Annotated in this window: 20 protein-coding genes; 8 read left to right on the plus strand and 12 right to left on the minus strand. The window is 48.2% G+C overall.

The window, feature by feature from the left end; translation table 11 throughout:
* Window positions 1-16 precede the first annotated feature (16 nt).
* From pcnB to BUB81_RS07960, 5 genes are all read left to right on the plus strand, one after another.
* Entirely contained in the window at window positions 17-1,351 is a 1,335-nt protein-coding gene (gene pcnB, locus BUB81_RS07940) for a polynucleotide adenylyltransferase PcnB (protein WP_370166673.1), read from the plus strand.
* On the plus strand, window positions 1,341-1,844 hold the full coding sequence (gene folK, locus BUB81_RS07945) for a 2-amino-4-hydroxy-6-hydroxymethyldihydropteridine diphosphokinase (RefSeq protein WP_073320854.1): 504 nt from the start codon (window positions 1,341-1,343) through the stop codon (window positions 1,842-1,844). The genes pcnB and folK overlap by 11 nt, the downstream gene beginning before the upstream one ends.
* Before the next feature lie 41 nt (window positions 1,845-1,885).
* Entirely contained in the window at window positions 1,886-2,680 is a 795-nt protein-coding gene (gene panB, locus BUB81_RS07950; protein WP_073320856.1) for a 3-methyl-2-oxobutanoate hydroxymethyltransferase, read from the plus strand.
* Between the two features lie 11 nt (window positions 2,681-2,691).
* Window positions 2,692-3,531 (plus strand): pantoate--beta-alanine ligase, encoded by an 840-nt coding sequence (panC, locus tag BUB81_RS07955; RefSeq protein WP_425435069.1) that lies wholly within the window; start codon window positions 2,692-2,694, stop codon window positions 3,529-3,531.
* A gap of 124 nt (window positions 3,532-3,655) precedes the next feature.
* Complete coding sequence (locus BUB81_RS07960; protein WP_073320862.1) at window positions 3,656-6,064, plus strand: PAS domain-containing hybrid sensor histidine kinase/response regulator; 2,409 nt, start codon at window positions 3,656-3,658, stop codon at window positions 6,062-6,064.
* 21 nt (window positions 6,065-6,085) lie between these two features.
* On the opposite strand, the gene panP is transcribed toward BUB81_RS07960, so the two are convergent.
* The 5 genes from panP to BUB81_RS07985 all read right to left on the minus strand — a co-directional run bounded on the left by panP (window position 6,086) and on the right by BUB81_RS07985 (window position 14,008).
* The gene (gene panP, locus BUB81_RS07965; protein WP_073320865.1) at window positions 6,086-7,723 is read right to left on the minus strand and encodes a pyridoxal-dependent aspartate 1-decarboxylase PanP; all 1,638 of its coding nucleotides are present in this window, start codon (window positions 7,721-7,723) and stop codon (window positions 6,086-6,088) included.
* 303 nt (window positions 7,724-8,026) lie between these two features.
* Window positions 8,027-8,698, minus strand: coding sequence for a tRNA (guanine(46)-N(7))-methyltransferase TrmB (gene trmB / locus BUB81_RS07970; RefSeq protein ID WP_073320868.1), 672 nt, complete (start codon window positions 8,696-8,698; stop codon window positions 8,027-8,029).
* Between the two features lie 5 nt (window positions 8,699-8,703).
* Window positions 8,704-9,477, minus strand: coding sequence for an ABC transporter permease (locus BUB81_RS07975; protein WP_073320871.1), 774 nt, complete (start codon window positions 9,475-9,477; stop codon window positions 8,704-8,706).
* Window positions 9,477-10,400, minus strand: a complete 924-nt coding sequence (locus BUB81_RS07980) for an ABC transporter ATP-binding protein (protein WP_073320873.1) — start codon at window positions 10,398-10,400, stop codon at window positions 9,477-9,479. Before BUB81_RS07980 ends, BUB81_RS07975 begins: the two co-directional genes overlap by 1 nt.
* Before the next feature lie 188 nt (window positions 10,401-10,588).
* Complete coding sequence (locus tag BUB81_RS07985) at window positions 10,589-14,008, minus strand: ATP-binding protein (RefSeq protein WP_139241529.1); 3,420 nt, start codon at window positions 14,006-14,008, stop codon at window positions 10,589-10,591.
* 325 nt (window positions 14,009-14,333) lie between these two features.
* Between BUB81_RS07985 and BUB81_RS07990 the strand changes: the two genes are divergently transcribed.
* Window positions 14,334-15,251, plus strand: coding sequence for a GGDEF domain-containing response regulator (locus BUB81_RS07990; RefSeq protein WP_073320877.1), 918 nt, complete (start codon window positions 14,334-14,336; stop codon window positions 15,249-15,251).
* A 63-nt stretch (window positions 15,252-15,314) separates the two neighbouring features.
* Here BUB81_RS07990 and pdsO read toward each other — a convergent pair whose 3' ends face one another.
* Window positions 15,315-16,037, minus strand: a complete 723-nt coding sequence (gene pdsO, locus BUB81_RS07995; protein ID WP_073320879.1) for a sortase-associated OmpA-like protein PdsO — start codon at window positions 16,035-16,037, stop codon at window positions 15,315-15,317.
* A 406-nt stretch (window positions 16,038-16,443) separates the two neighbouring features.
* On the opposite strand from pdsO, the gene pdsR reads away from it, so the two are divergent.
* The gene (pdsR, locus tag BUB81_RS08000) at window positions 16,444-17,133 is read left to right on the plus strand and encodes a proteobacterial dedicated sortase system response regulator (RefSeq protein ID WP_073320881.1); all 690 of its coding nucleotides are present in this window, start codon (window positions 16,444-16,446) and stop codon (window positions 17,131-17,133) included.
* 18 nt (window positions 17,134-17,151) lie between these two features.
* Window positions 17,152-19,314, plus strand: coding sequence for a proteobacterial dedicated sortase system histidine kinase (gene pdsS, locus BUB81_RS08005; RefSeq protein WP_073320883.1), 2,163 nt, complete (start codon window positions 17,152-17,154; stop codon window positions 19,312-19,314).
* Between the two features lie 6 nt (window positions 19,315-19,320).
* Here the strand turns inward: pdsS and BUB81_RS08010 are convergent, their stop codons facing one another.
* The 6 genes from BUB81_RS08010 to BUB81_RS08035 all read right to left on the minus strand — a co-directional run.
* Window positions 19,321-20,403: a CNNM domain-containing protein gene (locus tag BUB81_RS08010; RefSeq protein WP_073320886.1), complete on the minus strand. Its 1,083-nt coding sequence runs from the start codon at window positions 20,401-20,403 to the stop codon at window positions 19,321-19,323.
* 363 nt (window positions 20,404-20,766) lie between these two features.
* Window positions 20,767-22,431, minus strand: coding sequence for a carbon starvation CstA family protein (locus BUB81_RS08015; protein WP_073320888.1), 1,665 nt, complete (start codon window positions 22,429-22,431; stop codon window positions 20,767-20,769).
* A 119-nt stretch (window positions 22,432-22,550) separates the two neighbouring features.
* Window positions 22,551-24,086 (minus strand): sensor domain-containing diguanylate cyclase, encoded by a 1,536-nt coding sequence (locus tag BUB81_RS08020; RefSeq protein ID WP_073320890.1) that lies wholly within the window; start codon window positions 24,084-24,086, stop codon window positions 22,551-22,553.
* 59 nt (window positions 24,087-24,145) lie between these two features.
* The gene (locus BUB81_RS08025; RefSeq protein WP_139241530.1) at window positions 24,146-25,414 is read right to left on the minus strand and encodes a hypothetical protein; all 1,269 of its coding nucleotides are present in this window, start codon (window positions 25,412-25,414) and stop codon (window positions 24,146-24,148) included.
* Window positions 25,401-25,844 carry a type 2 periplasmic-binding domain-containing protein gene (locus tag BUB81_RS21930; RefSeq protein ID WP_073320895.1) on the minus strand — a complete coding sequence of 148 codons (444 nt, stop codon included), beginning with the start codon at window positions 25,842-25,844 and terminating at the stop codon, window positions 25,401-25,403. Before BUB81_RS21930 ends, BUB81_RS08025 begins: the two co-directional genes overlap by 14 nt.
* 444 nt (window positions 25,845-26,288) lie before the next feature.
* The coding region (locus BUB81_RS08035; protein ID WP_483869306.1) for an elongation factor Tu at window positions 26,289-26,677 on the minus strand (389 nt) is incomplete at its 5' end.

The raw sequence follows: 26,677 nt of genomic DNA on the forward strand, positions 1-26,677 counted from the left end.
GGACAAAGTGAAGCGAGTGTTAAGCCGCGAAACAAGTGAATCCGCACTACAAGGTGTTGTGATCCCGCGCGCCGAGCACTGTATTTCACGGGAAGACATTAGCGATAACGCGTTAAAAGTCATGTACCGCCTGAATAATGCTGGCTTTGAAGCCTACCTGGTTGGTGGCTGCGTTCGCGACTTAATGTTGGGTCATAAACCCAAGGATTTTGATGTTGTTACCAATGCAACACCGGAACAAATTAAAGGCTTGTTCCGAAACTGCCGGTTAATCGGCCGCCGCTTCCGACTTGCACATATTGTATTTGGTCGTGAGATAATCGAAGTAGCGACTTTCCGCGGCCATCACAGTGACGAGTCCAGTAACTCCAAACAGGACGAGCAAGGGCAACTGGTCCGCGACAACGTATTTGGCACCATTGAAGAAGACGCAGAACGACGCGACTTTACCTTTAATGCCATGTACTACGAAGTAGCTAACTTCACTGTCACTGACTTTGCCAATGGCGTAAACGCCATTAAACGCATGGAAGTCGACCTGATTGGCGACCCGGATGTACGTTACCGCGAAGATCCGGTTCGCATGCTACGCGCTGTGCGTTTTGCCGCTAAACTCGGCATGAGCATCACACCGCGTACAGCCAAACCCATTTTTACTCATGGCCACCTGCTGAGTAACATACCGCCTGCGCGGTTGTTCGAAGAAACCATGAAGCTGTTTTTGTCGGGTCAGGGACTCAGTACTTTCCGCCTGCTTAACCAGTATAAACTGCTGGACCCGCTATTTCCGGCGCTCGCCAATGTATTGCACACCAAAGACAGTCGCGAAGTTCAGTTACTTGAAATTGTACTGAAGAACACCGACGACCGAATCAATAGCGGTCAGCGCGTTACACCGGCATTCCTGTACGCCACCTTGTTGTGGTATCCGGTTGAAGAGCACGCGATGAAACTGCAGGCTGAGGCCGGTCTGAACAACCATGATGCCTTCAATATTGCGATGGGCGATATTTTGCACCGCCAAACTCAGCGAATTATGATACCCAAACGCTTCAGCACTGTGATCAGAGATATCTGGATGTTACAGCAGCGCCTGCCACGTCGCTTCGGTCGCCGCGCATTCCAGTTGCTGTCGCACCCTAAATTCAGAGCAGGCTACGACTTCTTGCTGGCCCGAGGCCAGGTAGAAGGAGGGCAAATCCTGGAGCTTGCCGATTGGTGGACACAATTCCAACACGCTGATGCAGGTAAACAAAAGAAACTGCTAAATCAGTTACGTCAAAAAGAGGGCGCAGCACCGCGTAAGCGCCGTCGTCCTCGTAAGCCAAAGCCTGAAAATCATGCAGAGTAGTCGCGTTTTTATTGGACTGGGCAGCAACCTGGGCGACTCAGTCGGACAATTGGTTGCCGCCATTTGCGCCATCAACGATCTGGAAGGCACGCAAGTCGTGAATTCATCCTCGTTTTATCAAAGCAAGCCAATGGGACCGCCCGACCAACCGCCTTATGTAAATGCGGTGGCAAAACTCACTACCACGATGCAACCCCACGATTTATTGCGCAGTCTGCAAAAAATTGAGACAGCGCTGGGACGAATTCGCGATGGCGAACGCTGGGGCCCACGCACAGTGGATTTAGACATACTACTGTTCGGTGAAGAAACCATCGACACTCCGGATCTCACCGTGCCCCATTACGGCATGGCAGAGCGTGAATTTGTTCTGGTACCGCTGTTTGAAATCGCACCTGAACTTATTATGCCCGACGGCCACCCGTTATCTGTATGGGTGTCCCGTTGCTCTCTTGATGGCCTGAAGCGCCTTCCCTCTTCCAATCGCACGTAAAATACGTATAGTTCCCGTGTATCCTCTTTAGGAGATCACCTATGAAAAAAATAACAATTTCTACCCTGCTGGCAAAAAAGCAACGCGCTGAGAAAATCACTGCGCTGACCGCTTATGACGCGAGTTTTGCCAAGCTATTCGACGAGCAAGGCATTGATGTGCTGCTCATTGGCGACTCATTGGGTATGGTGCTGCAAGGACAGGACAGCACGTTGCCGGTAACCACAACCGACATTGCCTACCACACGCGATCGGTTCGCGCTGGTGCGGAACGCGCTTTTGTGATCGCTGATATGCCATTTATGTCGTACGCAACGCCAGAACAAACCTACGCTAACGCAGCGACATTGATGGCTGCTGGCGCCAGTATGGTTAAGCTGGAAGGCGGCGATTGGCTTGCAGAATCTATCAGTGGTCTGAGAGACCGTGGCGTTCCTGTGTGCGGCCACCTTGGTTTGACCCCTCAGTCAGTGAATGTTTTCGGCGGCTTTAAAGTACAGGGGCGTGAAGAGGACAAAGCACAACAGTTGCTGGATGACGCGTTAGCACTTGAACAGGCCGGTGCACAGCTATTGGTACTGGAACTGGTGCCAACTTCACTAGCCAAGCGTATCAGCGAAGCACTGACAATTCCGGTTATTGGTATCGGCGCCGGCCCTCACACAGATGGGCAAATCCTGGTTATGCACGACATGTTCGGCATCAGCGCCAATTACATGCCAAAGTTTTCAAAGAACTATTTAACCGAAACCGGTGATCTTCGCGAAGCGGTAAGCCGGTATATAGAACAGGTGCAAGCGGGCGAATTTCCTGGCCCGGAACACAGCTTCGAGTAATCATGAAATTTATTGAAACCTTAAGCGCCCTGCGCGAGATTCGCCAGCAATGGCGTAATACTCAACAACGTGTTGCGTTCGTCCCAACCATGGGAAATCTGCACGACGGTCACATCGAACTGGTGAAAAAAGCCAGGACACTGGCTGATGTCGTTGTTGTGTCGATTTTTGTTAACCCAATGCAGTTTGGTGCAAACGAAGATCTGGACGCCTACCCACGCACTCTGGATGCCGATAAAGCCAAACTGGAAGCCGAAGGCGTAGACGCCTTGTTCTTTCCCTCAGCCAGCGACATCTATCCGCACGGTTTGAATGAACAGACGTTCGTTGAGGTCCCCGGCATCTCAGATTTGTGGTGTGGAGCCAGTCGCCCCGGGCATTTTCGCGGTGTCGCGACTATCGTATGTAAGCTTTTCAACATGGTTCAACCTGACGTTGCGTGTTTCGGCGAAAAAGACTTCCAGCAATTGCAGGTTATCCGCACTATGGTGGAAGACTTATCCATGCCCATCGATATCGTTGGCGTTCCTACCCGCCGCCAGCCAGATGGATTAGCCATGAGCTCGCGCAACGGCTACCTGACCGAGACCCAACGACAACAAGCCACGCAAATATTCGCTACCATGAACACGATGCGTGATGCCTTGCAAGCCAGGAGTGACAGCCAACAGGCCATTCTTGACCTGGCAACGGCGCAATTAGAAGGGGCTGGTTTAAAACCTGACTACGTTGCCATTTGTAATGCCCGCACATTGCAGCCAGCCAATGAAGAAGACAACGATTTGGTAATCTTAATGGCGGCCTTTATGGGTAAGACCCGCCTCATCGATAATTTACACTTTACGCGTTAAGCCCCTTTATGTCAGGGCAGACTGGTCTGCCCTGACATAATTATCACCTTTGCCCCAATCTACTTTGCCGGTCTTCTGACTCACTGCTACGCTTTACTTAGTTTCCGCAACGAGCCAATGCATTATGAGTGACTCAACACACTCAACTCACAGATTGTATGACGAGCTTCAGGACCTTTTGCGATGTGATAATCGCGTATTCAATTTTATTGACAGTACGGCCCTTGACGGCCTTTGGTATTGGGACTTAGAAGCCCCCGAACACGAGTGGATGAGCGACTCGTTTTGGCAAACACTAGGCTATGATCCGGCGACTAAACAGCACTTAGCATCTGAATGGCAATCGATCATTAATCAGGATGACCTGGCTGTCGCGACTGAAAATTGTTTAAAGCACTGTGAAGACCCATCACACCCCTATGACCAAATTGTTCGCTATACCCACGCCACGGGGAAAACGATCTGGGTTCGCTGCAGAGGGATGGCCATCCGGGACGAATCCGGAAAACCGATTCGATTGCTTGGTACACATACCGACGTTACCGCATTAAAAGAACAAGAGCTGACGCGAGTACAAACTGAACAAGAGCAAAAACTGGCCTACAAAAAACAAGCCCTTGTACTCGAGGAGCTCGAAAGGACGGCCAGTATAGGCACCTGGGAGATAGACTTACAAACCAATGAAATCACCTGGAGCCCACAAACCAAGCGTATTCATGAGGTCCCTCAGGATTACACGCCAACCATTACTTCCGGGATAAACTTTTATAAAGAAGGCGAGAGCCGCCGTGTGATATCTGAAGCAGTAGAGCAAGGTATTGCCCATGGCACGCCATGGGATTTAGAACTTGAACTTGTCACCGCCAAAGGAAGAAATATTTGGGTGAGAGCCTTGGGTAAGCCCCACTTTGAGGACAACAAATGCGTCCGCTTATTTGGTGTTTTTCAGGACATATCCCAACAGAAACAAGTTGAAAAAGCGTTGCGTGATGCTCGCCAGGAAGCCATAAATAACGCCGTTCGATTGCAACTTGCCCACAACTCAGTCGGTATGGGCGTGTTTGAACTGGACCTGACAAACGGCGAATTACACTGGGACAAGTGGATGTACCCGCTCTACGGCGTATCTGAAGCGCAATTTTCCGGCGCTTATGATGCCTGGGAACGGTGTGTTCACCCCGAGGATATAGAGCAAGCGAAAGCGCTACTGGTTACCGCTATTGCAGAAACGAGTACGTATGACACCCAATTCAGAATTATCCGGCCCGACGACGGCAAGGTTCGACACATCAAGGCAAATGCGGCCGTAGTTACCGACGATACTGGTACGCCAGCCAAAGTGATTGGGGTAAACTATGATATTACCGACAAAGTAAATACGATGGCGGTGTTAAGGCAAGCTAAACAGAAAGCGGAAAGCGCGGCGCAGGCTAAGAGTGACTTTCTCGCCAATATGAGCCACGAAATCCGCACTCCGATGAATGCCATTCTGGGCGGAATTCAACTGCTAAGAAGCGCTAACCTGAATGAACCTCATAAAACGATTATTAACAATGCCGCTTTTTCGGCACAGAGTTTACTCACTATCATCAATGATATTCTCGATTACTCGAAAATTGAGTCCAACAAACTTACTCTCGAAAAAGCGCCCTTTTCCCTCAAAGATGTTATCAATTCGATCACTTATGAACTGGATGCACTGGTTAGCAATAAAGGCATAAAGTTAATCACCGCCATAGAGAAAAACGTAGAAGATGGCTGGATAGGAGATGTAGTCCGGGTAAAACAGGTGCTGCTGAATATTGTGTCCAATGCCGTTAAATTCACCTCTGAAGGCGAAGTACGCTTGCATATTCATTGTGAACAGTACCAAACCAAGCAGGCATTGTTTATTGAAGTGACCGATACCGGCATTGGTATGTCTGAAGCGATGTGTCAGCGTATTTTTGAACGCTTTACCCAGGCAGATACCTCTACGACCCGGAAATTTGGTGGCACTGGCCTGGGTATGTCGATTACGCAAAGCCTGGTTAATTTGATGGGGGGCGAACTGAGGCTCAATAGTACAGAGGGTAAGGGCACAACGGTGAATGTCATTTTACCCCTGACACCAACGCCGCTGGATGAAACAGGTACACCAGTAAGAACCTTATCGACGCCGCAACTTGCCGGTGTGCGCGTACTGGTAGCCGAAGACAATGCAATCAATCAGGCTGTTATAGAGGCGTTTTTAAATGAAACTAACGCGGATATTACGCTGGTTGAGAATGGTATAGAAGCCGTCGATACAGTGAAACGTGAGGACTTCGATATCATACTGATGGACATTCATATGCCTGAAATGGACGGGCGACAAGCTCAACAACACATCGCTCAGCTAAAAAAGCACATTCCTATTGTCGCGCTCACTGCCAATGTCATGCCTGACGACGTAGCCGGCTATATAAAGCAGGGATTCGTGAGCCACATTGGCAAACCTATTGAGGTAACTACCCTGTACAGTGTACTCAGGCAGTATACCGGGCGTGGATAGGGGCAACCTGGGGTGGTAGCCTTAATTATTGACGACGTTCGCCAACGGTTCCCCGGAGAGCGTTAAGTCCTGCCAGACACGATTGCGCATCGCAATGTCATGCTGCTCTTGCAAAATCGCTTTTAAGTCAGCCACTGTGGTTAACGGATTTGCCAGCACCACTCTGAATACCGTAATGGGATAAGCACCGTAGGTCGGGCTTTCCAGGCGTGTCCGTGAAACAAATGATTTACCCGCCTCACGTTGAAGCTTTTGCACATTTACAACTAATCTGTCGACTTTGCCATTCAGTCGCTGCGCTTTACCGGCAGGTAACGCGAGTAAGGTTTGCTGAACAGACTGCGGACAGACACGGTAGGTCAGTAACGACAGCGTTGGCGAGGTAACCAGCTCAAAATCCGGATGCTCGTCTATCATTTTGGCGAATTGCTTCGCTTTGTCGATACTTTGATTGATCAGCAACTCATAACCACGGCGCCCCAGAATATGTAATGACGAATACACCATCATAGCCATTCCGTTACGCGAGCCTTCCAGCGTTGTAGCGCCGAGGTCTTTTGAACCTTCCCGAAGAATATACTGCGCATGATGACGTACCGCATTGGCATGCTCAGGATTCTTAAACAATGTCATACCGGCCCCCATGGGGACATACATCTGTTTATGGGCGTCGATGGTAACAGAATCCGCCCGCTCAATGCCTTTCATAATGTAGCGGTAAGACTGTGAAAACAACGTCGCACCGCCCCAGGCAGCATCGACATGGAACCAGCACCCCAACTCTTTTGCCACATCAGCCAGTTCATCCAACGGATCGACATGACCGGTTTCCGTGGTCCCACCAATCCCGACAATGGCCAGCAGCCGGTTGCCTTGTTCCTGGTAGGCTTTTCCTGCCTGCAGAGCTTTTTCCGGATCCAGCACCTGATCCGGGCACGGTAGTGTCAGCAGCCCTTCCCGGCCGATACCCAGCAGATCAACGGCTTTCGACAAACTGTAGTGACCACGTTTTGAGCAAAGCACGCCGAGGTTATTGATGTTGTAGTGACGAAGTGCACTGGCCAGGCCCGCTCGCGCGACACCTGAAAAGCCTGAGTCAGGCCCGAGAAGTTTGTTTCTGGCAACCCACAAAGCGGTAATATTAGCAACAGTCCCACCCGAACAGAATGCTCCTAAAGCGTGGCGGGCACTGTGCAGGTATTGCTCGTAAAATGGTTCGGACTGTTCATAAACAAGGTTGTGCATCATGCCAAGCACCTGACGCTCCAACGGCGTGAATGCTTTTGACGTTTCAATCTTAACCAGGTTCTGATTTAAACCAACAAGTAGCTTCGATAGCGACAGATGAAAATACGGCAGCGCCGAGGTCATGTGCCCGATAAAGGTTGGAGAATAGGTATTAACAGAGTGAGCAACCAGCTTTTCCAGCAGGTTTTCCGCATGCGTCGACACGAACTCTGGCGATTCAGGCATTGCTGCATCGGCAAAGTCCTGCTCAACCTCTTCCAGCGAGGTTTTCTTAGTCACCACATGTTGCGACAAAAAATCCAGAATATTGTCGGAAAGGTGTTGTTCAATTTGTGCCAGCTTGGAGTCTTTGTGTTCCGGTTTGGTAAACACACGAAACAGGTGCTCTAAGCTTACTTGTGCTTCACCCACACTACACACCTCTCGAATAGAAACAAATTTCTGTGGCAGACCTGTTCACGGGTCTTATCTACCACAGCATTGCGATAAGGCTACGTTTGAAACTCACCCTGTAAACTTAGCGGCAACCTTTCTTTCTGTTACCGAACTTTATCGCAGAATACACAATACACCAAGTACCGGAGGCGCAATTGAATGTCACACCGGCCATTTCAGGGCAACGATTATAAGGATTTTAACGTAAAAGCCCACGAAAAAGTGTAACACTATTGACACAAACGCCTACTTTCGCAGCATTTTCGCGCACTTTCAAGACTATGCGTCAGTGCTTCTCAATACCCAGCAATCCTGACCACTGCGTAAATACTTCTCTTCAAAAGGGGTAATCGGGTCTGACGTTGCCACTTTTTCTATACGGGTGGCTTTGCCATAAAGTTCGCAAGCTCTGGCAAATTCCTGTAGATACAACAGCCAGTTGCTACGCACTTCAATGAGCGGCGAAATAGCCATTAGATCGGGCATCGCTGGCCCACCGTGCCAACGCTTTTGCACCTGCGCAGATTTGGGGTAAGGGTTGGGGTAAAGTAAATAATGACGCTCGATATGCCAGGCAGCCGTAGCTTGCGCCTCGCGTAACAGTCGCCAGAAGTCGTTTACATCGGCCCGGAAAACCCGGTAGTTATTAGCATCCTGCTGATAGTGTGCGTGCTTATCGACCCGCAATGCAGACTTGTCTAATCCAATTACACGGGCGTGCGGGTAGCGCTGAGCCAGTGTTGCGGTGCTTTTTCCCACTCCACAACACGAATCGACAATTAACGCCCCCTGCCAGTCGCCCAACCAGGCCGTAAATTCATCAAATGCCAATCGAGTATGCTCGGATACCGGCCGTTGATGGGTGTGGGCCCGATACCGGGCCACCAGCTTGTCGAGTTTTTCGTGGATACCTGCTTGTGTGGTCTCCACTGTACGAGAGTTACCTTGCATAGTAGTTAGGTTCGAATTCCGGTTCCGCGCTTTAATAGCGTATAAGCTACTGTAAATAACGCAATGTTAAACACAACCAATACGCCCATCGCCGCGCCAATATTGACATCGGAGACACCCAAAAAGCCGTAACGGAAACCATTCACCATATACACTATGGGGTTCGCTTTACTTACCCATTGCCAGAATTCAGGTAACAGGCTCAACGAATAGAACACGCCACCAAGATAGGTTAGCGGTGTTAACACAAAGGTGGGGATCAAACTGATATCGTCGAAGGTCTTAGCGAAAATACCGTTGACTAATCCGGCGGTCGCGAACAAGGTGGCCGTTAATAACAACGTAATCACGATAACGGGCAGGCTGTGAATACTAACGTCAACAAACAGCATGGATACCACGGACACAATCAGGCCTATGAGCATTGCACGCGCTACGCCGCCGCCAATATACCCCAGGATGATGACCCAGGTTGGCACCGGCGCTACCAGCATTTCTTCCAGATTCCGCTGAAACTTAGCGCTAAAAAACGACGAAGAAACGTTGGCGTATGAGTTGGTGATCACCGACATCATAATCAATCCGGGTACAATAAACTCCATATAGCTGAAGCCCCCCATGTCGCCAATTCGCTGTCCGATCAGGTTTCCGAATATGACGAAATAAAGGCTCATGGTAATGGCCGGCGGCACCAGAGTCTGAACCCAGATGCGCAAAAAGCGCGTGCATTCCTTGATCCAAATAGTGGTCAGTGCGACCCAATTATTTCCTGCAGACATTACGCTTGCTCCTTACGGCCAGCCTCAACCAGACTAACAAACAATTCTTCCAACCGGTTCGCTTTGTTACGCATACTCATTACTTGAATCCCTTGTTCGGTTAACTGCGAAAAGACCGGATTTAATCCATCGGACTTAGCGACATCGACTTCCAGCGTCGTGGGATCCAGCAATCTGTTTTCGAACCCTTCTAATTTGAGCTGTTGGGTTTCCCCTTGCACATCGAGTACAAAGGTTTCCATGTTGAGCTTCGACAACAGCGCTTTCATCGAGGTATTTTCAACAATTTGTCCCTTGTCGATGATAGCGATATTGCGGCATAGCATTTCCGCTTCTTCAAGGTAATGCGTGGTTAGAATAATGGTGATCCCCTGGTTGTTAATCTCTTCCAGGAATCGCCACATTGAACGACGGATTTCGATGTCTACCCCGGCAGTCGGTTCATCCAGGATCAGCATTTTGGGTTCGTGCATCAGCGCACGTGCAATCATAAGCCGGCGCTTCATACCACCAGACAATTCTCTGGCCCTGGCATTGCGTTTTTCCCACAAATCCAGTTGCGTTAAGTACTTTTCCGCTCGTTCGTTTGCAACCTGACGCGGCACACCGTAATAACCGGCCTGATTCACAACGATTTGCAGTACGGTCTCAAACTGATTGAAGTTAAACTCCTGTGGGACCAATCCAATGCAGGATTTCGCTAACTCTTTTTGCGTGTGCAGATCGTAGCCAAACACTTTTACGTCGCCACTGCTGGGGTTAACCAGCGAACTAATAATGCCGATTGAGGTGGATTTACCTGCCCCGTTTGGTCCGAGAAGCGCAAAAAAGTCGCCCTCCGCTACGTTCAAATCAACGCCTTTTAGCGCCTGAACGCCGCCACGATAGGTCTTGGTTAACCCGGATATTGTTAACGCTTGCATGCTTTGTTCCATGGAATAGTCGATGTGCCGTGCGGCATTTGCAGAGCCGGTGTGTTCACTACACCGGATAGTCGTATATTGTGAACCTGACCGCAGGTGACCCAATAGTCGGTTACCCCAGCTTTTTGTTCTGGCTCTAGTATGGGGGTGAGGAATGTATTTTCAACCCTTTACGTGCTGAGTCTTGCTTATGCTGCGATGTACTGAGTTAACGTTTGACGTAGTGTTTCGCTGTCTTTGACAACCTGACTAAACACAGCTCGATTGTCCTGCTCTGCATCAGGATGTTCCAGAGACTGCAACAATATATGAAGTGATTTAGCGCCAATCTCACCTACTGAGCCTTTGAGTTTATGGCTATGCTGGCGCAGGGCTTCAGCGTCTTCATTATCGATTGCGTTGGCGATATCTGCCAAGCGATCATCAAGCGACTCAAGTACCATTTTAACTATGCGTTTTAAGAGTGCTTCGTTACCAGCCAACCGCTGTAGCGCGTCACTCTTGTCCCATATGACTGACTCTGATGTACCTTCCTCGACCTCAGGGGTTTTAGGTACTGGCGCTTTTGCGCTATCCCGATTAAGCCACAGCGACAGCTTATCTATAAGAATATCGGACTCAACCGGCTTGGTGATGTAGTCATCCATACCCGCTTCAATGCACTTATCCCGCTCCCCTTTCATTGCGTTTGCCGTCATGGCAATAATAGGAACCCCCATGGATTTTAATCCGCCCTTCCCGTTGCGAACGGCTTGCGTGCAGGTGAACCCATCCATGACCGGCATGTTGCAGTCCATCAGAATAATATCGACATCTTCATTTTTTTCGTAACGGGCCTGAAGGATATCGAGCGCCGCTTTGCCATCCTCTGCAAACAGCAGGTTCAAATCAAAGCCCGACAACAAATGCATCACCACATCCTGGTTTATGTTGTTGTCGTCTACAATAAGAATGGTCTGATTATCAAAGTGAGACGCATCAGAAGCTCGGCTGCGCTTCCTGTCTGAATCTCTGCGTTTATTTGCAACAACGGGTAAGTCAACGCTTCGCTGATTTGCCAGAGCCGACAACAAAGACGACACCATAACCGGCTTGCGGATAGGAGTGAGCGATTCACCCGTAGCGGCAAATGTATAGCCGGTTCGACTCAGTCCGAACAAGCGGTAGTCGATACCAGGTTGCTGCCGGTTAATGAATTCCTGAGTTAACTGCTCTGCATTGGCAGCATCGAGGTTTACCAGAACACATAATTGCGCATCGTCATTTGACAATATAGTGTTGGCATCAATGAGGCGCACGTCTGCCCCCAGATTCTGAAGACAGTTAATCAGTGGCCGTTGCTCTGTTTCATCGACAAACAGCAGTCCGATCTCAAAGCCATTCAAGCGCGCTTTTCTTATTGCAGGCACTAATGTAAATTCCGTTGCAGGAATACTAAAAGTGACTTCAGTTCCCTGTTGAAGTGCAGACTTGAGGGATATCTCTCCTCCCAGTAACTCGCACAGCTGTTTACAAATGGCCAGACCCAACCCGGAACCGCCGTAATTGGCTGCAATTGATCTATCGGCCTGAGTGAAAATCGTAAACAGGGATTGTTGAGCTTCTTCCTGGATCCCAATGCCGGAGTCTTTAACGGTCACCACCAGCCTAACATTGCTGGCAGTGTCATCAGCTTCTGTTTTTGCAATAACCTGCACAGCCCCCTGCTGAGTGAATTTAATGGCGTTGCTGACCAGATTATTGATAACTTGTGTGATGCGGAACGGGTCGCTCTTCAACTGCGTAACGTTCAGACCCGAGGTGTCAATGAAAAAGTCGATATCCTTTGCAAACGCCGTAACCGCCTGAGATTGACACACGCCCTCAATGAGCTTTTCCGGGCTGAACATCGCTAAATTAATATCCAGCTTGCCCGCCTCTATTTTCGACAAATCCAGAATGTCGTTTACCAACATAGCCAGGCTATTGGTGCTGACTTCGGCCATACCAACAATGTCGTTGATGCCTTTGTTACCGTGATCCCGTTTAAGAATAGACATTGCCCCCAGAATACCATTCAGCGGTGTACGCATTTCATGGCTGATTGACGATATAAACCGGGTTTTAATGATATTAGCCTGCTTCACCTCGGAAAGTGCCTTTTCCAGCTCTTGTGTTCGCTCAGCTACCGCGTCTTCCAAATGGCGATTTGCCACCGAAAGCTCTGCGGCATATTTTTTAATAGCGGTAACGTCATTTAGCAACAGTGCAAACTGTCCGGCTTTTTCTTTATAGGCCAATGGAATCAGCAAGCAGCGAAAGTAACGTATCGACAAATCGTCGCGCCATTCGATTTCGGCCTCAGTACTATACCGACTGGCCTTAGCGGCGTTGTGTAATTCACATAACGTTGTGCTGGCATACTGATTAAACGACGTATCCAACGGTGCATTTAACAACTCTTCTGGCGACTCATTGAACAATCCCTCAGCGGCGGGGTTGATATCCAGTAATCGGTGTTGCCTGTCAAATAGCAAAATGGCATCGTTGCTATTTTCAACAACCGTTTGCGACACGGCTCTGGATTCAGCCAACGCTTCGTGATGCTTCATATTGCGAAACAGAAGCAGAAACACACCGGCAAAACTAATGAGAACAAAGCCCAGCGCACTGTAGACTTTTAGACGCGACTGATTATAAAGCGCATTGATTTCTTCATCAGACTTTCCCACCACCGACAATATGTAATGACTGGCATCAATCTGAAAGCGCCGCGACTGCCCGACAAACTGATCGCTCGAGTCACGTACATTAGAAAAATGCTCAATCCCTTTCGCATCAAGCGCGGGCTCTCTTTTGTACAGACTGAAAAACAACGCATCAGATCCCAATTGACTAGCGAACAGATAATCCGATTCAGGGTGTTTAATGATCGTGCCGTGTTCATCGGCAACAATTATGTGTAGATCGGAAGAAATGAGATCGTCTACCTTGGCAAGTAGTGATGTCAGATCAGCATTGGCAACCAACAATCCAACCAGTTGGTTTTGTTCACTGTAGATCCCTTTTGCTATCCGAATAGTCGGACGGTAAGGCACCTCAACTTTCCCGTACTCTTCATTCAGACTGACTGCTGATACATAAGTTTCGTGTATTGCTAATTTCAGCCCTTGTTCAACATAACGTTTATCCGCCTTGTTCTGAAGGTTTGCGTCATTGGCTAGCAGGACACGGCCGCCCCGGCGCTCAATTCGAATATACTCGTCGCCACTGGGTAAAATGATGCGCACTTGGAAAAAAGCTGGCGACGTTGCCAGAAACGCCTTAAACAGCTCTTCTGTCTCAAAGTCTGGCACAACGGATTGCAGACCCAGATTTGCTTTAGTGGGTTGAGATAAACGCGTGTGAATGCGAGTAGCGCCGAGGCTACTATGAAGAAACTCTACGTCATTCTTAAACTCATTGAGGTGATCTGACAGCATGGCAGAAACCTCATTGGCGTTTACCGTCAGGTCTTCGGCGATAGCATCGTTGACAGTATCAACCATGTATTTATTTGCCAAATAAGACGATACCACTGCAACCAGCACGAACAAAGCCACCAGTTGCAAGGGAAGTCGGCTAACCACTATTCACCCCTACGCGTTGCTGTGTGTCAGCACTTTAGCACTGACTTTATTATGATTGTCATTGTTTGCGAGGTTATTTTCAGCAGTGTCAAAACGCCCGGTTTCAAAACCTGCTCTGTAGAGCAGTAATGCATTGCACAGCGAGGAATTGCCCTATACGCTAATTCGCAACTTTTATTATATTGTCTGATACTATGTTATCGAACAGACTTTTCATCAACTTTAGCTAAAAATATAAATATTACAATTTAAACCGGCGGTATTATCTGTCAGGATGACAACAGAACTAACGAATAATTGAGCAACCCATGCCAACAGCACATTTATGTTAGCGCTTGACACCAGAACAATAGAATCCTGCACCGTGCTGATTGTCGACGACGACAATGTCAGCCGCACCGTTATATCTACGATTTTAAGCGATCTATGCCAGTGCGTAACCGTGTCTAATGCTCCGGACGCATTGAGTTACTGTAAACAACAAAAGCCCGATTTGTTAGTGGTTGATGTCAACATGCCGGAGATGAACGGCCTGAATTTATGTAAAGCCATCAAGCACGATGACGATCTGGATGATATTCCACTTATTTTCATAACGGGCAATGTCAGCAAAGAATCGCAACTGCAATGCTGGGAGTCAGGCGGCAATGACTTTGTATCCAAGCCGGTCATCGCACAAACGCTTATCCACAGAGTTCGCAATCAATTACTAAGTAAACTGCGAATGGACGCGTTAACAACGCTGACATTTCACGACTCGCTCACCGGTTTATTGAATCGCAATTATTTAAAGCAAGAGTACCCCAGGCTATCGCGACAACTCATGCGTGACCAACAACCACTTGGCGTGATCTTGTTTGATATCGATTATTTCAAACAGTACAACGATCACTATGGACACTTATACGGCGATCAGTGCCTGGAAAGAGTCGCAAAAATACTGCAACAACACGGGCGCCGCTCACGCGATGCCATGATTCGTTACGGTGGTGAAGAGTTTTTGGCAATACTGCCGGACGCGGATATGACGGCGACTCGCAAAATAGCGCAAAACATCGTAAAAGCGGTTTACGACACCAACATACCGCATGTGCAAACTGTACACAGCCGCGTTACGCTAAGCGCAGGGGCTATCAGTACCAAAGCCTTTGATCAGGACAGTCTCGAAGATATATTGGATCTTGCCGATATAAACTTGTACGAGGCCAAGCTTAATGGCAAAAACCAGGTAGTGTGTAAGTAACGAAACGGAATGGCTGCTCAAACCATTCCGTAACGACGTTACACTATCGCTCGCAAAACGAACCTAGCGTTGGGCAGTTAACGTAGCATCCTCATTGCCTAGTTCAATAACCACTTTACGGTCAAAAAACGTTTGTTCACCGCCGTCGTAAGCACTTTGAGATTCACCCAGTGCGACTGTGAGTATTTGTTGGCTATCTACCCCCTTATTGATCAGATATTGCTTAACACTTATTGCCCGTTGCATGGACAATGCCTGGTTGTATTCGTCTTTGCCCCGCTTGTCTGCATGACCGGTTAGCCTCGCAGTTAATGTCGGATAGCCCTTCAGCGTTTTGGCAATCAGGTCCAGTTGCTTTTGATAGTCCGGGGCGATGTCGTAGGCTCCGGTCTGGAACTGCACACTGCTTTGCAAGGAAATAGAAGGTGTGGTGCTTTCTTCCTGCATAGCGACTTGTGTCACTGAAGCTTGCTGCATCGTCTGCAGTTGGTTTCGCATTGCAATCAGAGCCCGATCCCGCTCAGACAGCAACTGAGCCTGAGCTGACAGGCGCTGAGTCTTAGCCTCCAGTGCTTTGTCCTGGCGAATGTCGTTGCCCAGCATGGCGCCCATAAAACCGGCAACCGCTGCGCCAACCGGCCCGGCAACGATAGCGCCAATGACGACGCCTGTGCCAAGACCAACGCCGGGCGCATGTTCGTATTCAGTTTCTTTTTCTTTTGCATAAGCGCTAGTGGCAGTAAGTGTGGTCGCTAAAACTAAAGCTGACATTGTTGATTTACGCATAGTCATATCCTTTAAAACAGTAGTGAGGTGTGTTGATTCGATGGTGTTATTACAACAAGCTCTCATGGCTGAATGCTTCTGCTGTTGAGGAAATGTCGTGGCAAAAATGTGCTAACCCTGACCAAACCGGGCAAAATGACATAAAAGATGAGCCAGATGACTGACTGGCTGTTTTGAGTAAGTCCCGTGTTTACTACTAAGGCAAGCTACCGATATCACTGATATCAAAAACGAAAGGTGGCAGAAAAATGGCAAGTTCGGGGAATTTATGCCGAACTTGCCATGTCAGTAACACTCTTAATGTATAGTGCTTATCACACGCTAATTGTTGGTCTATTCATTTTGTTCTGAATCAACGCTTTTATCGCAGAACAAACCTTAGTAAATACTGTTTAAAGAGACTGCTATGCCAAGAAACATTGCCCTTGTAGAAGACGACATTGCCATCCGCGACAATTATACCGCCGCTTTAACCGGCCAGGGCTACACGGTTAATGCGTTTGCAGACCGTCCTTCAGCCAGTGCGGCTTTTACGCAGTCTTTACCAGATTTAGCGATTATAGATATCGGCCTTAAAGACGAAATGGAAGGCGGCTTTATGCTTTGTCAGCAGTTGCGTCAGTTATCGCAAACCCTGCCGATTATTTTCTTTACTGCCAGAGACAACGATGTAGATACCATCAGTGGCTTGCGCATGGGTGCAGATGATTACCTGACTAAAGATATCAGCATGGCCCACTTGCTAGCGCGCATTGCAGCACTGTTTCGCCGCACTGATTTACTTGCTACACCCAAACAGGACAGCGATCTTATCAAGCTTGGTCATTTGTTAGTGGATGTCAGCCGCATGACAGTGAGCTGGAAAACAATGCCTGTTGCACTTACCGTGACCGAATTCTGGATGCTGCACGCAATAATCAAACGCCCAGGGCACGTCAAGAGCCGTCAACAGTTAATGGATGAATCCCGCATGGTTGTTGATGATTCCACCATCACCTCACATATCAAGCGCATGCGTAAGAAGTTTATTCAGTTGGATGCGGACTTTGATCACATTGATACCGTGTACGGTATGGGTTACCGCTGGCAACAATAGTCGATTAGGGAAAAGGCTTTGAAGTTACGTTTTTCAATTCGGTTACAGCTGCTTGTTTTGTCGCTGTTCCTGTTCGCAATTCCCTGGCTTGGGTATAAATACGTTTGGGAACTTGAACAGTACCTTCGAATTGGTCAGGAACAAACCATGATAGGTACGGCGCGGGCAGTGGCCACCGCGCTGCACGAACGCCCCGCCCTGTTCGACAGTCAGTCGGCCTATTTGCAAAATGTACGGCCCGGCACAGATTTATATGCCCCGCCGATTGATGTGCCGATCCAGCTGGACGGCCGACTACAGGAATGGCAAGCCGTATCCCCGCTTATTCAGTCGTACGGCAGCAATAATGTCGTGACCTGGTTTGAAGACAATGCTGACGTTTCAATGTCATTTCAACATATGGTTGGGCGTTTCGATCAGTATTTTTACGCCATGTTTGCGGTCAATGACGATAAGGTGGTGTTTCGCGCTCCAAACAGTTTGAGCGTCGATCGTTCTGATCACTTGCTGATTGGCATGCTCGATGCCCAGGATAGCTTACAGCGTTATATTATTTCCCCCTACAAACCCGGCTGGGTGAACGCTTACCGACTGGACAGCGACCCGCGATATTTCCGCGCGACAGATAATGCTCTACAAATACAGGGCCGCTGGCTGCTTACACCCGATGGCTACAGCATCGAGCTGCGCTTCCCGATTACCATGACATCCGGCTCGTTAGCCTTCGCGCTGGTAGATGTTGATGATGAAATAGACCGTACCAAGCAATACGCCATGGGCACGGCGAATCCCAATCAAAGCGATGATCTGGGCACGGTCGTAACTCCGTCACCGGAAATCGAACGCATTTTGTCTGGCCTTAGATATGCAGATTCAAGAGTGTGGGTTATCGACAAACACAAACGGGTGTTGGCTCGCTCAGGCTCTATTCATTCCTCACAAGGGTTCAACGCCGGACAACAACGGCCGGCTGGAAATAGCGGATGGGAATACATTGAACAAAACTGGTTGTTACCGCTTTATTATCAGATTCTGACTCGCCCGCCAGGTGACTTTGTCGACGAGCTGGCAGATGCATATGCCTTAGCCGGTAAAGACATTAACCGCGCACTGGCGGGTAATCCCGATTCGTTATGGCGGCTTACGCCCGACAACAAAGCGGTCATTCTGTCGGCAGCCTATCCTATTTATATTGGCGACGCCGTCATGGGTGCCGTGGTGGTAGAACAAACCACACACGGGATTCGTACCTTGCGCAACCGTGCACTTGAGCAATTGTTTCACGTTATCCTGGCCGTCATGCTGCTGGGCACAACCGGGTTATTATTGTTCGCCCACCGGATTTCCAGTCGCATTCGCGACCTCCGCGACAACACTGAAGCGGTAATAGATTCAAACGGAAAAATAATTGGTACATTACCTCCCTCACGTAATGCCGATGAAATTGGCGATTTGTCCCGCTCGTTTAGTGCCGTACTAAGCCGCTTGCAGCAATACAACTCATACCTTGAAAATATGGCGTCGAGGCTGTCTCACGAGCTACGTACCCCCATCGCTGTTGTACGTTCATCACTGGATACGCTCAATCAGGTACAGGACCCGGATCAGCAACAAGTATTTTTAAGCAGGGCACAGTCGGGGATCAGTCGTTTAAGCAGTATTCTGAACAGTATGAGCGAGGCCACCCGCCTTGAACAGGCCATTAGTCAGGAAGACACCGAACAGTTTGATTTAACCCGAGTGGTTAAAGGCTGCGTCGAGGGGTACCAATATGCTTATCCACAGCGTCAGTTCACATTAAAGCTATCGGCCAAACAGGCGCCCTTGGTGGGTTCCCCGGATCTGATTGCGCAAATGCTGGATAAGATCATCGCCAATGCCGTTGAATTCAGCACTCAGGACAGCACCATTGCCTTACATATCTGGCAGGAGCAGCGTCAGATCAAGTTGAGCATTACCAATACCGGGCCGTTGCTACCGCAGGGCATGCAATCACAGCTAACACAATCTATGGTATCGGTGCGGGCAGAGGGGAATCAATCCGATGGCCCCCCCCATCTGGGACTGGGCCTGTACATTGCCAACATTATTGTAGGATTCCACCACGGCAGTATTGTGCTTAACAATTTACCGGATAATACCGGGGTTTGTGTGGTCACCACCTTTCCGGCAACACAATAGCGCCTATTATTGTTTACCGGAGCCTTGAGTCATGCTGCTGTCGGGTACATTTTTCAGCAGCATTTGCTGTTTGCGTCGGTACATCATGTAAGCCAGCCTGCGCATACTCACCTTGGTGTCTGTTTCATCCACAATATCGACCCCAAGTAATCGCTCCAATAAGTCCTCCAATGTAAGCACGCCTTCTAGACCACCGTACTCATCGACCACTAATAACATGTGGATGTGATTTTTAAGGAAGTGGTCGAAGGTTGAAGACAGCGGCATCGAGCCCAGCACAGTAACCATGCTCTTGCTGTACTTCTTTAAGGGTGAGTCACCGTTGCCACGGGCCTGCGCAAGCAGTAAATCGGAACGTAACACAAAACCGGTGATTTGTTCGCTGTCCTGAGATTCATAAACCGGGATTCGGGAAAACTCAATATTGCTGTGTTTGTGAAAAAACGCTTCTACCGTCATATCTTCCGATACTGAAAACACCTGGGTACGGTGAGTAATGGCGTCTTTTACGGTTAATTCGTTCAGACTGAGCAAGCTTTTTAAGAAGACCGCTTCGTGTTCGTCTAACTGCCCTTCCTGACCGCTCAGATCGGCCATGGCATGCAGCTCGGCACGGCTGAGACCGCGTAGTGGAGACTCTTCCTTGAAGCCTTTGGTCAGCCATTGCGACATCTTTACAAAAGGAAGTAGTACAATCACCAGGTATTTTAGAAAATAAGCGGTAATTGGCGCTAGCCCACGCCAATAGGTAGCCCCAAGGGTTTTCGGAATGATTTCTGAAAACACCAGGATCAGCAGAGTCAGAATTGCCGAAATGATGCCGAGATAAGCGTCGCCAAACACAACCGCTGCCTGGGCACCAGCACCTGCCGCCCCCATAGTATGAGCAATGGTATTCAGGGTTAAAATAGCCGACAACGGGCGATTGATGTCATCGGTGAGTTCGCGAATGATCTTCCCGCTGGGTTTGCCCTCTTTTTCCATGAGCGATATGTATGCCGACGATACACTCAAAATCACCGCCTCCGCGACTGAGCACAAAAACGAAAAGCCCAGCGCGATAAAAATATAAATTAACAGCAGCAACATAGTGTTCGGTCCGGTTCCTTGTCAAAGTCCATTGGCTGGCAATACAGCCTCAACGATTTATTATGCGGGTTGTACCTGAAGATACAACCCACAATCTAAGACCAAAGAATAATTAACAAACACAGAACAGTTCGTTACAATTATATTACATTCGCTGATAAGAGGTACGAATGATGTCAAAAACTCGATTATGTGACCAAATTACTTTGGTGTTGTATTCAGTGTCTTTAGCAATTATCACGGCTGGTATTTTCAGGGCTTATCTCTAACGCCCTTGTGACAAGGATAAGTAAAAACGCCAGGCACATGCCTGGCGTTTTTATATTTGATACAAAACAACTCGCGATACAAACTAACTTGCGATTATTGTACTGCTTTAAATCGCCGGATCACCGACCAGGATTCGAGCATAACCAGCACGCTCACCACAAGCACGATGGCATCCAATCCAACCAGCAAATAGTTGCCTGCCAGGTAATATTCTTTTAACTTGATAATGCCAGCTAAAAACGCCATCACAATGACAAACATCATAGGTACCAAAGTGTAAATAGCCGGACGTTTCAGCTTGATCAGCATGACTGAAATAACCAGCAACGTCATACTTGCAAGAATCTGATTAGTGGAACCAAATAAAGGCCAGATGATCATTCCGCCGCTACCGGAAGAGCCGCCGGCACCAAATGCCAGTAACAGGCAGGTACCAACAGCAACCAACGTTGCCACCAGGCCGTTTTTTAACGCCGGGATTTGATAGATCTCTCCCCACTCCTGAATAATGTAGCGCTGCAGACGAACACCGGAATCCATAGTCGTACCAGCAAAAAGCACGACCATGACCGCAAGAATGGTGGACGAGAACGACACCGACAATCCCCACCCCTGTTCAATGAGATTCGCACCACCGGTAATGAAAGCGCTCACGCTGCCAGCTCCAAGGTGGCTGTACACTTCGTGCCACTCCTGAGGCGATGCAGCCAGTGCTACGCCGCTTACCGCGACAATTGTAATAAGTGCCAGTGAGCCTTCACCAACGGCGCCCAAATAACCAACAAAGCGGGCGTCGGTTTCTTTATCAAGCTGCTTGGAGCTGGTACCGGAAGAAACGATACCGTGAAAGCCGGAAACTGCGCCACAGGCTATCGTTACGAACAGCAAAGGAATAATACTCGGCGTGTCTACTGCTGTCGCTGTATTAAACGCTGGCGCAGTAATGTCAGGCAATGAGAAAAAGACCGCGCCGTACAATAAAAACAACCCAACAATGAGCTGCATACCGTTAATAAAGTCGCGAGGCTGTAGCAACATCCAAACCGGTAATAACGACGCAATCATGGCGTAAACAAACAAAATAATGATCCACGATGCTTTGTCAGACAAGCCCATGATGGTCTCTGGCAAACTTATTGGTAGATAACTGCCTGCGTACACAGACGCATACAACACGATAATGCCAATAATACACAGTGGAATCAGGCTGAACTGCCGCTTTATTAACTGGCCGATAACCAGCGCAACAACTATCGCCATCCAGGCCGGGAATACGGCGTTAGGCTGAGACACAAAGCTATTCGCAATAACCACACCAAACACGGCGTTAACCATGAGCAACACCAGGAACACAACAATCATGAACAGTGCCCGAGTGCGTTTACCAATCACGCTTTCAGACAAAGCGCCCATGGATTTGCCTTTGTGTCGTGCACTGGCCCATAAAGCGCCCATATCGTGAATACCTGCGAAAAAGATAGTGCCGAAAACCACCCACAGTACCGCAGGTACCCAGCCCCAATAGACCGCAATAGCAGGGCCAACGATGGGCGCAGCACCCGCTACTGAGGTAAAATGGTGTCCCCACAACACCACTTTATTGGTCGGCACATAATCAATGCCATCATTCACTTCATGAGCAGGCGTAACAAAGCTCTCGCTGAGCTTAAAAATTTTCTCTGCAATAAATTTGGAATATAAAAACCAGCCGGCCAACATGCCAGCGATACCTAATAATACAATCGCTACAGATGCCATAAACCACCATAGTTAAACATTAGAGTTATGACAGATTATATAGACTTTTGGATAAGGGATCGCGAACACTTGCCTACGCTTAAGATGAAGCGACAACGCAATGAGACCAGCAAAACTGGTCAGACAATCATGTAGTTGGAACGGCCTTCACGTTTAACCTGATACATGGCCTCATCAGCTTCATTTAGCAAAGCCTCCAGACTTTGTGTAGGTGAATACGCCACTGCAACACCAATACTGGCAGAGATTGCACAGTGTTGTGTGTTAGTCAGGGTGATTGGCATTTCAATACCGTGCAACAGTGTATTACACAAGGTTTCCAACGCCGACGGTAATAATACATCGCGCCGAAAGCCAACGACGAATTCGTCACCGCCCCATCGGCAACAAACGTCATCATCGTCATTAAAGAGCCGTTTAATGCGCTGAGCCGTCTCCTGAAGCACCACATCACCTGCATCGTGGCCATAGCTGTCGTTGATGGGCTTGAAGTTGTCGAGGTCGATGAGCATGACCGCTGTCATGGTTTTATTGGTGATCGACTGCAGTAATGCCTGCAGTTTAATTTCACCGCCGTGTCGGTTAAGCAACCCGGTCAGTGCATCGTGCTGTGCCAGGTACTTGGATTTCGCCTCTTTTTCCTTTCGCTCAGTCACGTCGTTCAGAATAACTTCAATGAGCATATCGTCATTGCGTTCAGTGCTTCGCTGGTCGATTACAAGCGCGAACAGACAATTTACCCATCGGGTTTGCTGCTCGCTGTTCTGGTACGACAGGTCTATCGTTATTGGGCTGGACTGCTGCGTGGTTCTTAACTCATGAATTGCTTCTGACACCACCTCAGGATTGTCAAACATATTGACGAAATCGTGGAGTGAGCAAATCTGCCCAACAATATCGTGAAAAACGGGGTTCTCAAGCAGAATACCCTTGTGAGTCGAGATCAGGCCAATCCCTACCGACGCTTTGTCAAACACCAGTCTAAAGCGCTGTTCCAGCTTTTCAGTCCGCATTCGCAGGCGACGTTCAGCAACGAAGTTAATTCGTACAGCATGGATGAGTCGGTTGATACCGCTTATTAAAAAGCCTACTTCATCCTTTCTGGTGTATTGGATATCAATTTTCTCCAATAACTCAGGGTTACTCGGGTCGACTCGCTCAAACGCCGTTGATAATTTGATTAGTGGGCGTGAGAGTAATTGATATATTGCCACATACATCGTTAGCGTGAGTGCCATAGAAACCAGCATCATTTCCCACACGCTGTTACGTGCATCACTGATTGCCAGGCTTTGTATAAACACATTGTCGGGATATACCAATAACTCACCTACCACGTCGGAATCCAGGAAAGGGTGAGGAAGAGCAAATGCGATAGGTGAACCAGATAGGTCTTTTAGTGATGTCTCTGCAACGACACCGTTTTCGTTGCGAATTTCCGCCGCGAGTATTAAATCATTTATTTGCAAACTGGCGAGGATTTCCTGAGCAAGTTCAATATCATTCACATAGACAGAAATCGCTGCGGGCTTTACTGAACCTTGCGCTATTTGATTGAGTAAATGCGCGCTGAAACGCTGCTGTTCAGCCTGAGCGAGCTGAAATACAATAAAACTGCCGGCAATTGACACCAAAATGCCAACTATCCCAACCACGAATGCAAGCCTGACATGTAACCTATCTGTAAGCTTTCTCATCGCTATTTATAACGCCGTTAGAATATAACATTGAGATTGAGGTTAAACACATTAACATCACGCGTATCTTCAATACTGACTTGCTGATCGCTGCCCCACATTCCGTAACCAGGGCCTTGTAATTCAAATGCGGTAAACTGCGCCTTCAACGCCCAATTTGCGGCAAAGTCCCACCGTATTCCTACTGCAGCAGAAGACTGCTCTATACGAGATATATCCAGCAGGTACTGATAACCAAAGTACATTCGCGCGAGGCCAGGAATGGCTGTAGGGTCAGTAACCTCTGCATAATCTGGTTCAGCGATTACATTGCGCTTTTCCGTTGTATTGATCGTTGCAACGGTAACGTAAGGTGTAAAATCACCCCAAATATAGCCAAGGCTGGCGTATCCGTAAGCGAGATTCCCTAAAACGCTCCACTCGACATCCAGCATGGCCATTTCTGCCATGACAATATACTCACCATTGTTATAGCTATACCCCAAAGCAGCGTAATTTACATGCTTACCTTCAAAGTCAAGATCGTCAGACATTGCTTGGGCTTCAGGCCACCAGGTTGAAGGAATCTCCCGCAGATTGGCCTGGAACGTATTCAGGCTACCAAAAAAAGAGCGCTTACCATGGAACTGACTTAATGTGCCCTTAATAGCCCACTCGTCCGTTTCAAACATCACAGACGCATTAAAAACATAATCGTATTCCAGAAAATAATTAGACCTGTTGTTTAGTACGTCGGCCTTACTGGTTCCTACTGCCAGCGCAGCTTGTAAAACGCCTGATGAATAGGATTTGCGGTATTGTACTTCGGCGCCGTCAATATACGACAAATTAGAAGAAGGTGTGTAATACTCCATGGGTGGCGCGGCCCACAAATAACTGTATCCGACATGGACATACTCGGATAACAGATAAGCGTTGTAGTTTATTCGCCCCGCTCTAGCCGACCAGTTGCGGTCAAACTGATATCGTACAAACGCCATTTCAAAATAATCCATGACCTGGTCATAGTTTTTATTTTCGAGCAAACTCTGTACAACAATGTCGACTTTGTCAGACACCTGATAGTTAAGCTGAAGGCCCAGTGCTGATTCAGTTTTAAAGTTACTGCCTTCTTCTGGCCAGCGATTAATTGCAGAACGAAAAACCAAGTCGTCAGCGTTACTGCTTGTGTAACCAACAGTCGCAAAGCCGTTCACGCTCACTTGTGCATTTACATTCCCTGCTGAACAGATAGAAAATAACAAGCAGGTGATGACAAAGACGCTTTTACGGTTATTCCAGAACAAGAACAATTTTCATCTCCTCTGAAACCAAATTGACCGGTACGTATGTGATCATAGACGTGTCATTACTGAGTTCATCAATGCTCACTTCTACACTGGCGACTTGTGTTGGTGGCTTCGCCCGACCAGAGAATAATAAGCGCGACCAGTATGCCGCAATCTGACGTTCGGATTTGTTGACTAGAGAGCGATAAAACTGCTCTCTGAATGGATAACCGTTATCGTAATCTACGGGCTTTATTTTCTGGCCATTTTCGAGAAAATCAAAACGGCCCATAAAAATATCGATTACCTGCTTCCTGGATAATGCATTGATATCGCTTTGCTTTGGCACTACCACCGCAATTGGGTCCGCAAATGCTGAAGCACAGGTAGCAGCACTGCTAACTGTGATTACCAGAATTAACCTGCAAAGCCAACTAAGCCTAGTCATCAAAATAATAGGAACCTACATAAAGGAATCAATAACGCTTTATGGTAGCAGACGTCTAATGGTTAACCTCAATCCACTTATATAAAGCAAGAAATAATCGTCACTAACTTAATATGAGCATCAAACCGAGACAGTAATTATTTCACTATAAAGCGTAGCTGACTTCAATGAGAGTTCAATAAAATCCGAGCGATATGAGCAACAGAATACTAAAGTTAGCACCCAATTAGAAATAACAAACAAAGCCTGACTTAACTAGGGCGTGTGATTTATTGAGAGTCTAATGTTTTGCGGCAGAGCTGAATGAAATCGCTGATGACTATGATAACAGCAAGTGAAGCTGGCAAACTTACTGTGAAGAAATCCTTCAGGTTTCAGGGAGTATTGGAAAACAAAAAAGGCCGCTTGCGCGACCTTTTTCAGATGACTTAGTGAAGCCTAAGATTAGTCGATAATCTTAGCAACAACACCAGCACCTACTGTACGACCACCTTCACGGATTGCGAAGCGCAGACCTTCGTCCATCGCGATTGGTGCAATCAGTTCAACTTCGAACTTCAGGTTGTCGCCAGGCATTACCATTTCAACGCCTTCTGGCAATTGAACAGCACCTGTTACGTCAGTTGTACGGAAGTAGAACTGTGGACGGTAACCTTTGAAGAATGGAGTGTGACGGCCGCCTTCATCTTTAGACAGTACGTATACTTCCGCTTCAAATTTAGTGTGCGGGTTGATTGAACCAGGCTTCGCCAGTACTTGACCACGCTCAACTTCGTCACGCTTAGTACCACGCAGAAGAACACCAACGTTCTCACCTGCACGACCTTCGTCAA

Origin of the sequence: Marisediminitalea aggregata, assembly GCF_900129565.1 — a bacterium.
In the GTDB taxonomy this organism is placed as follows: domain Bacteria; phylum Pseudomonadota; class Gammaproteobacteria; order Enterobacterales; family Alteromonadaceae; genus Alteromonas; species Alteromonas aggregata.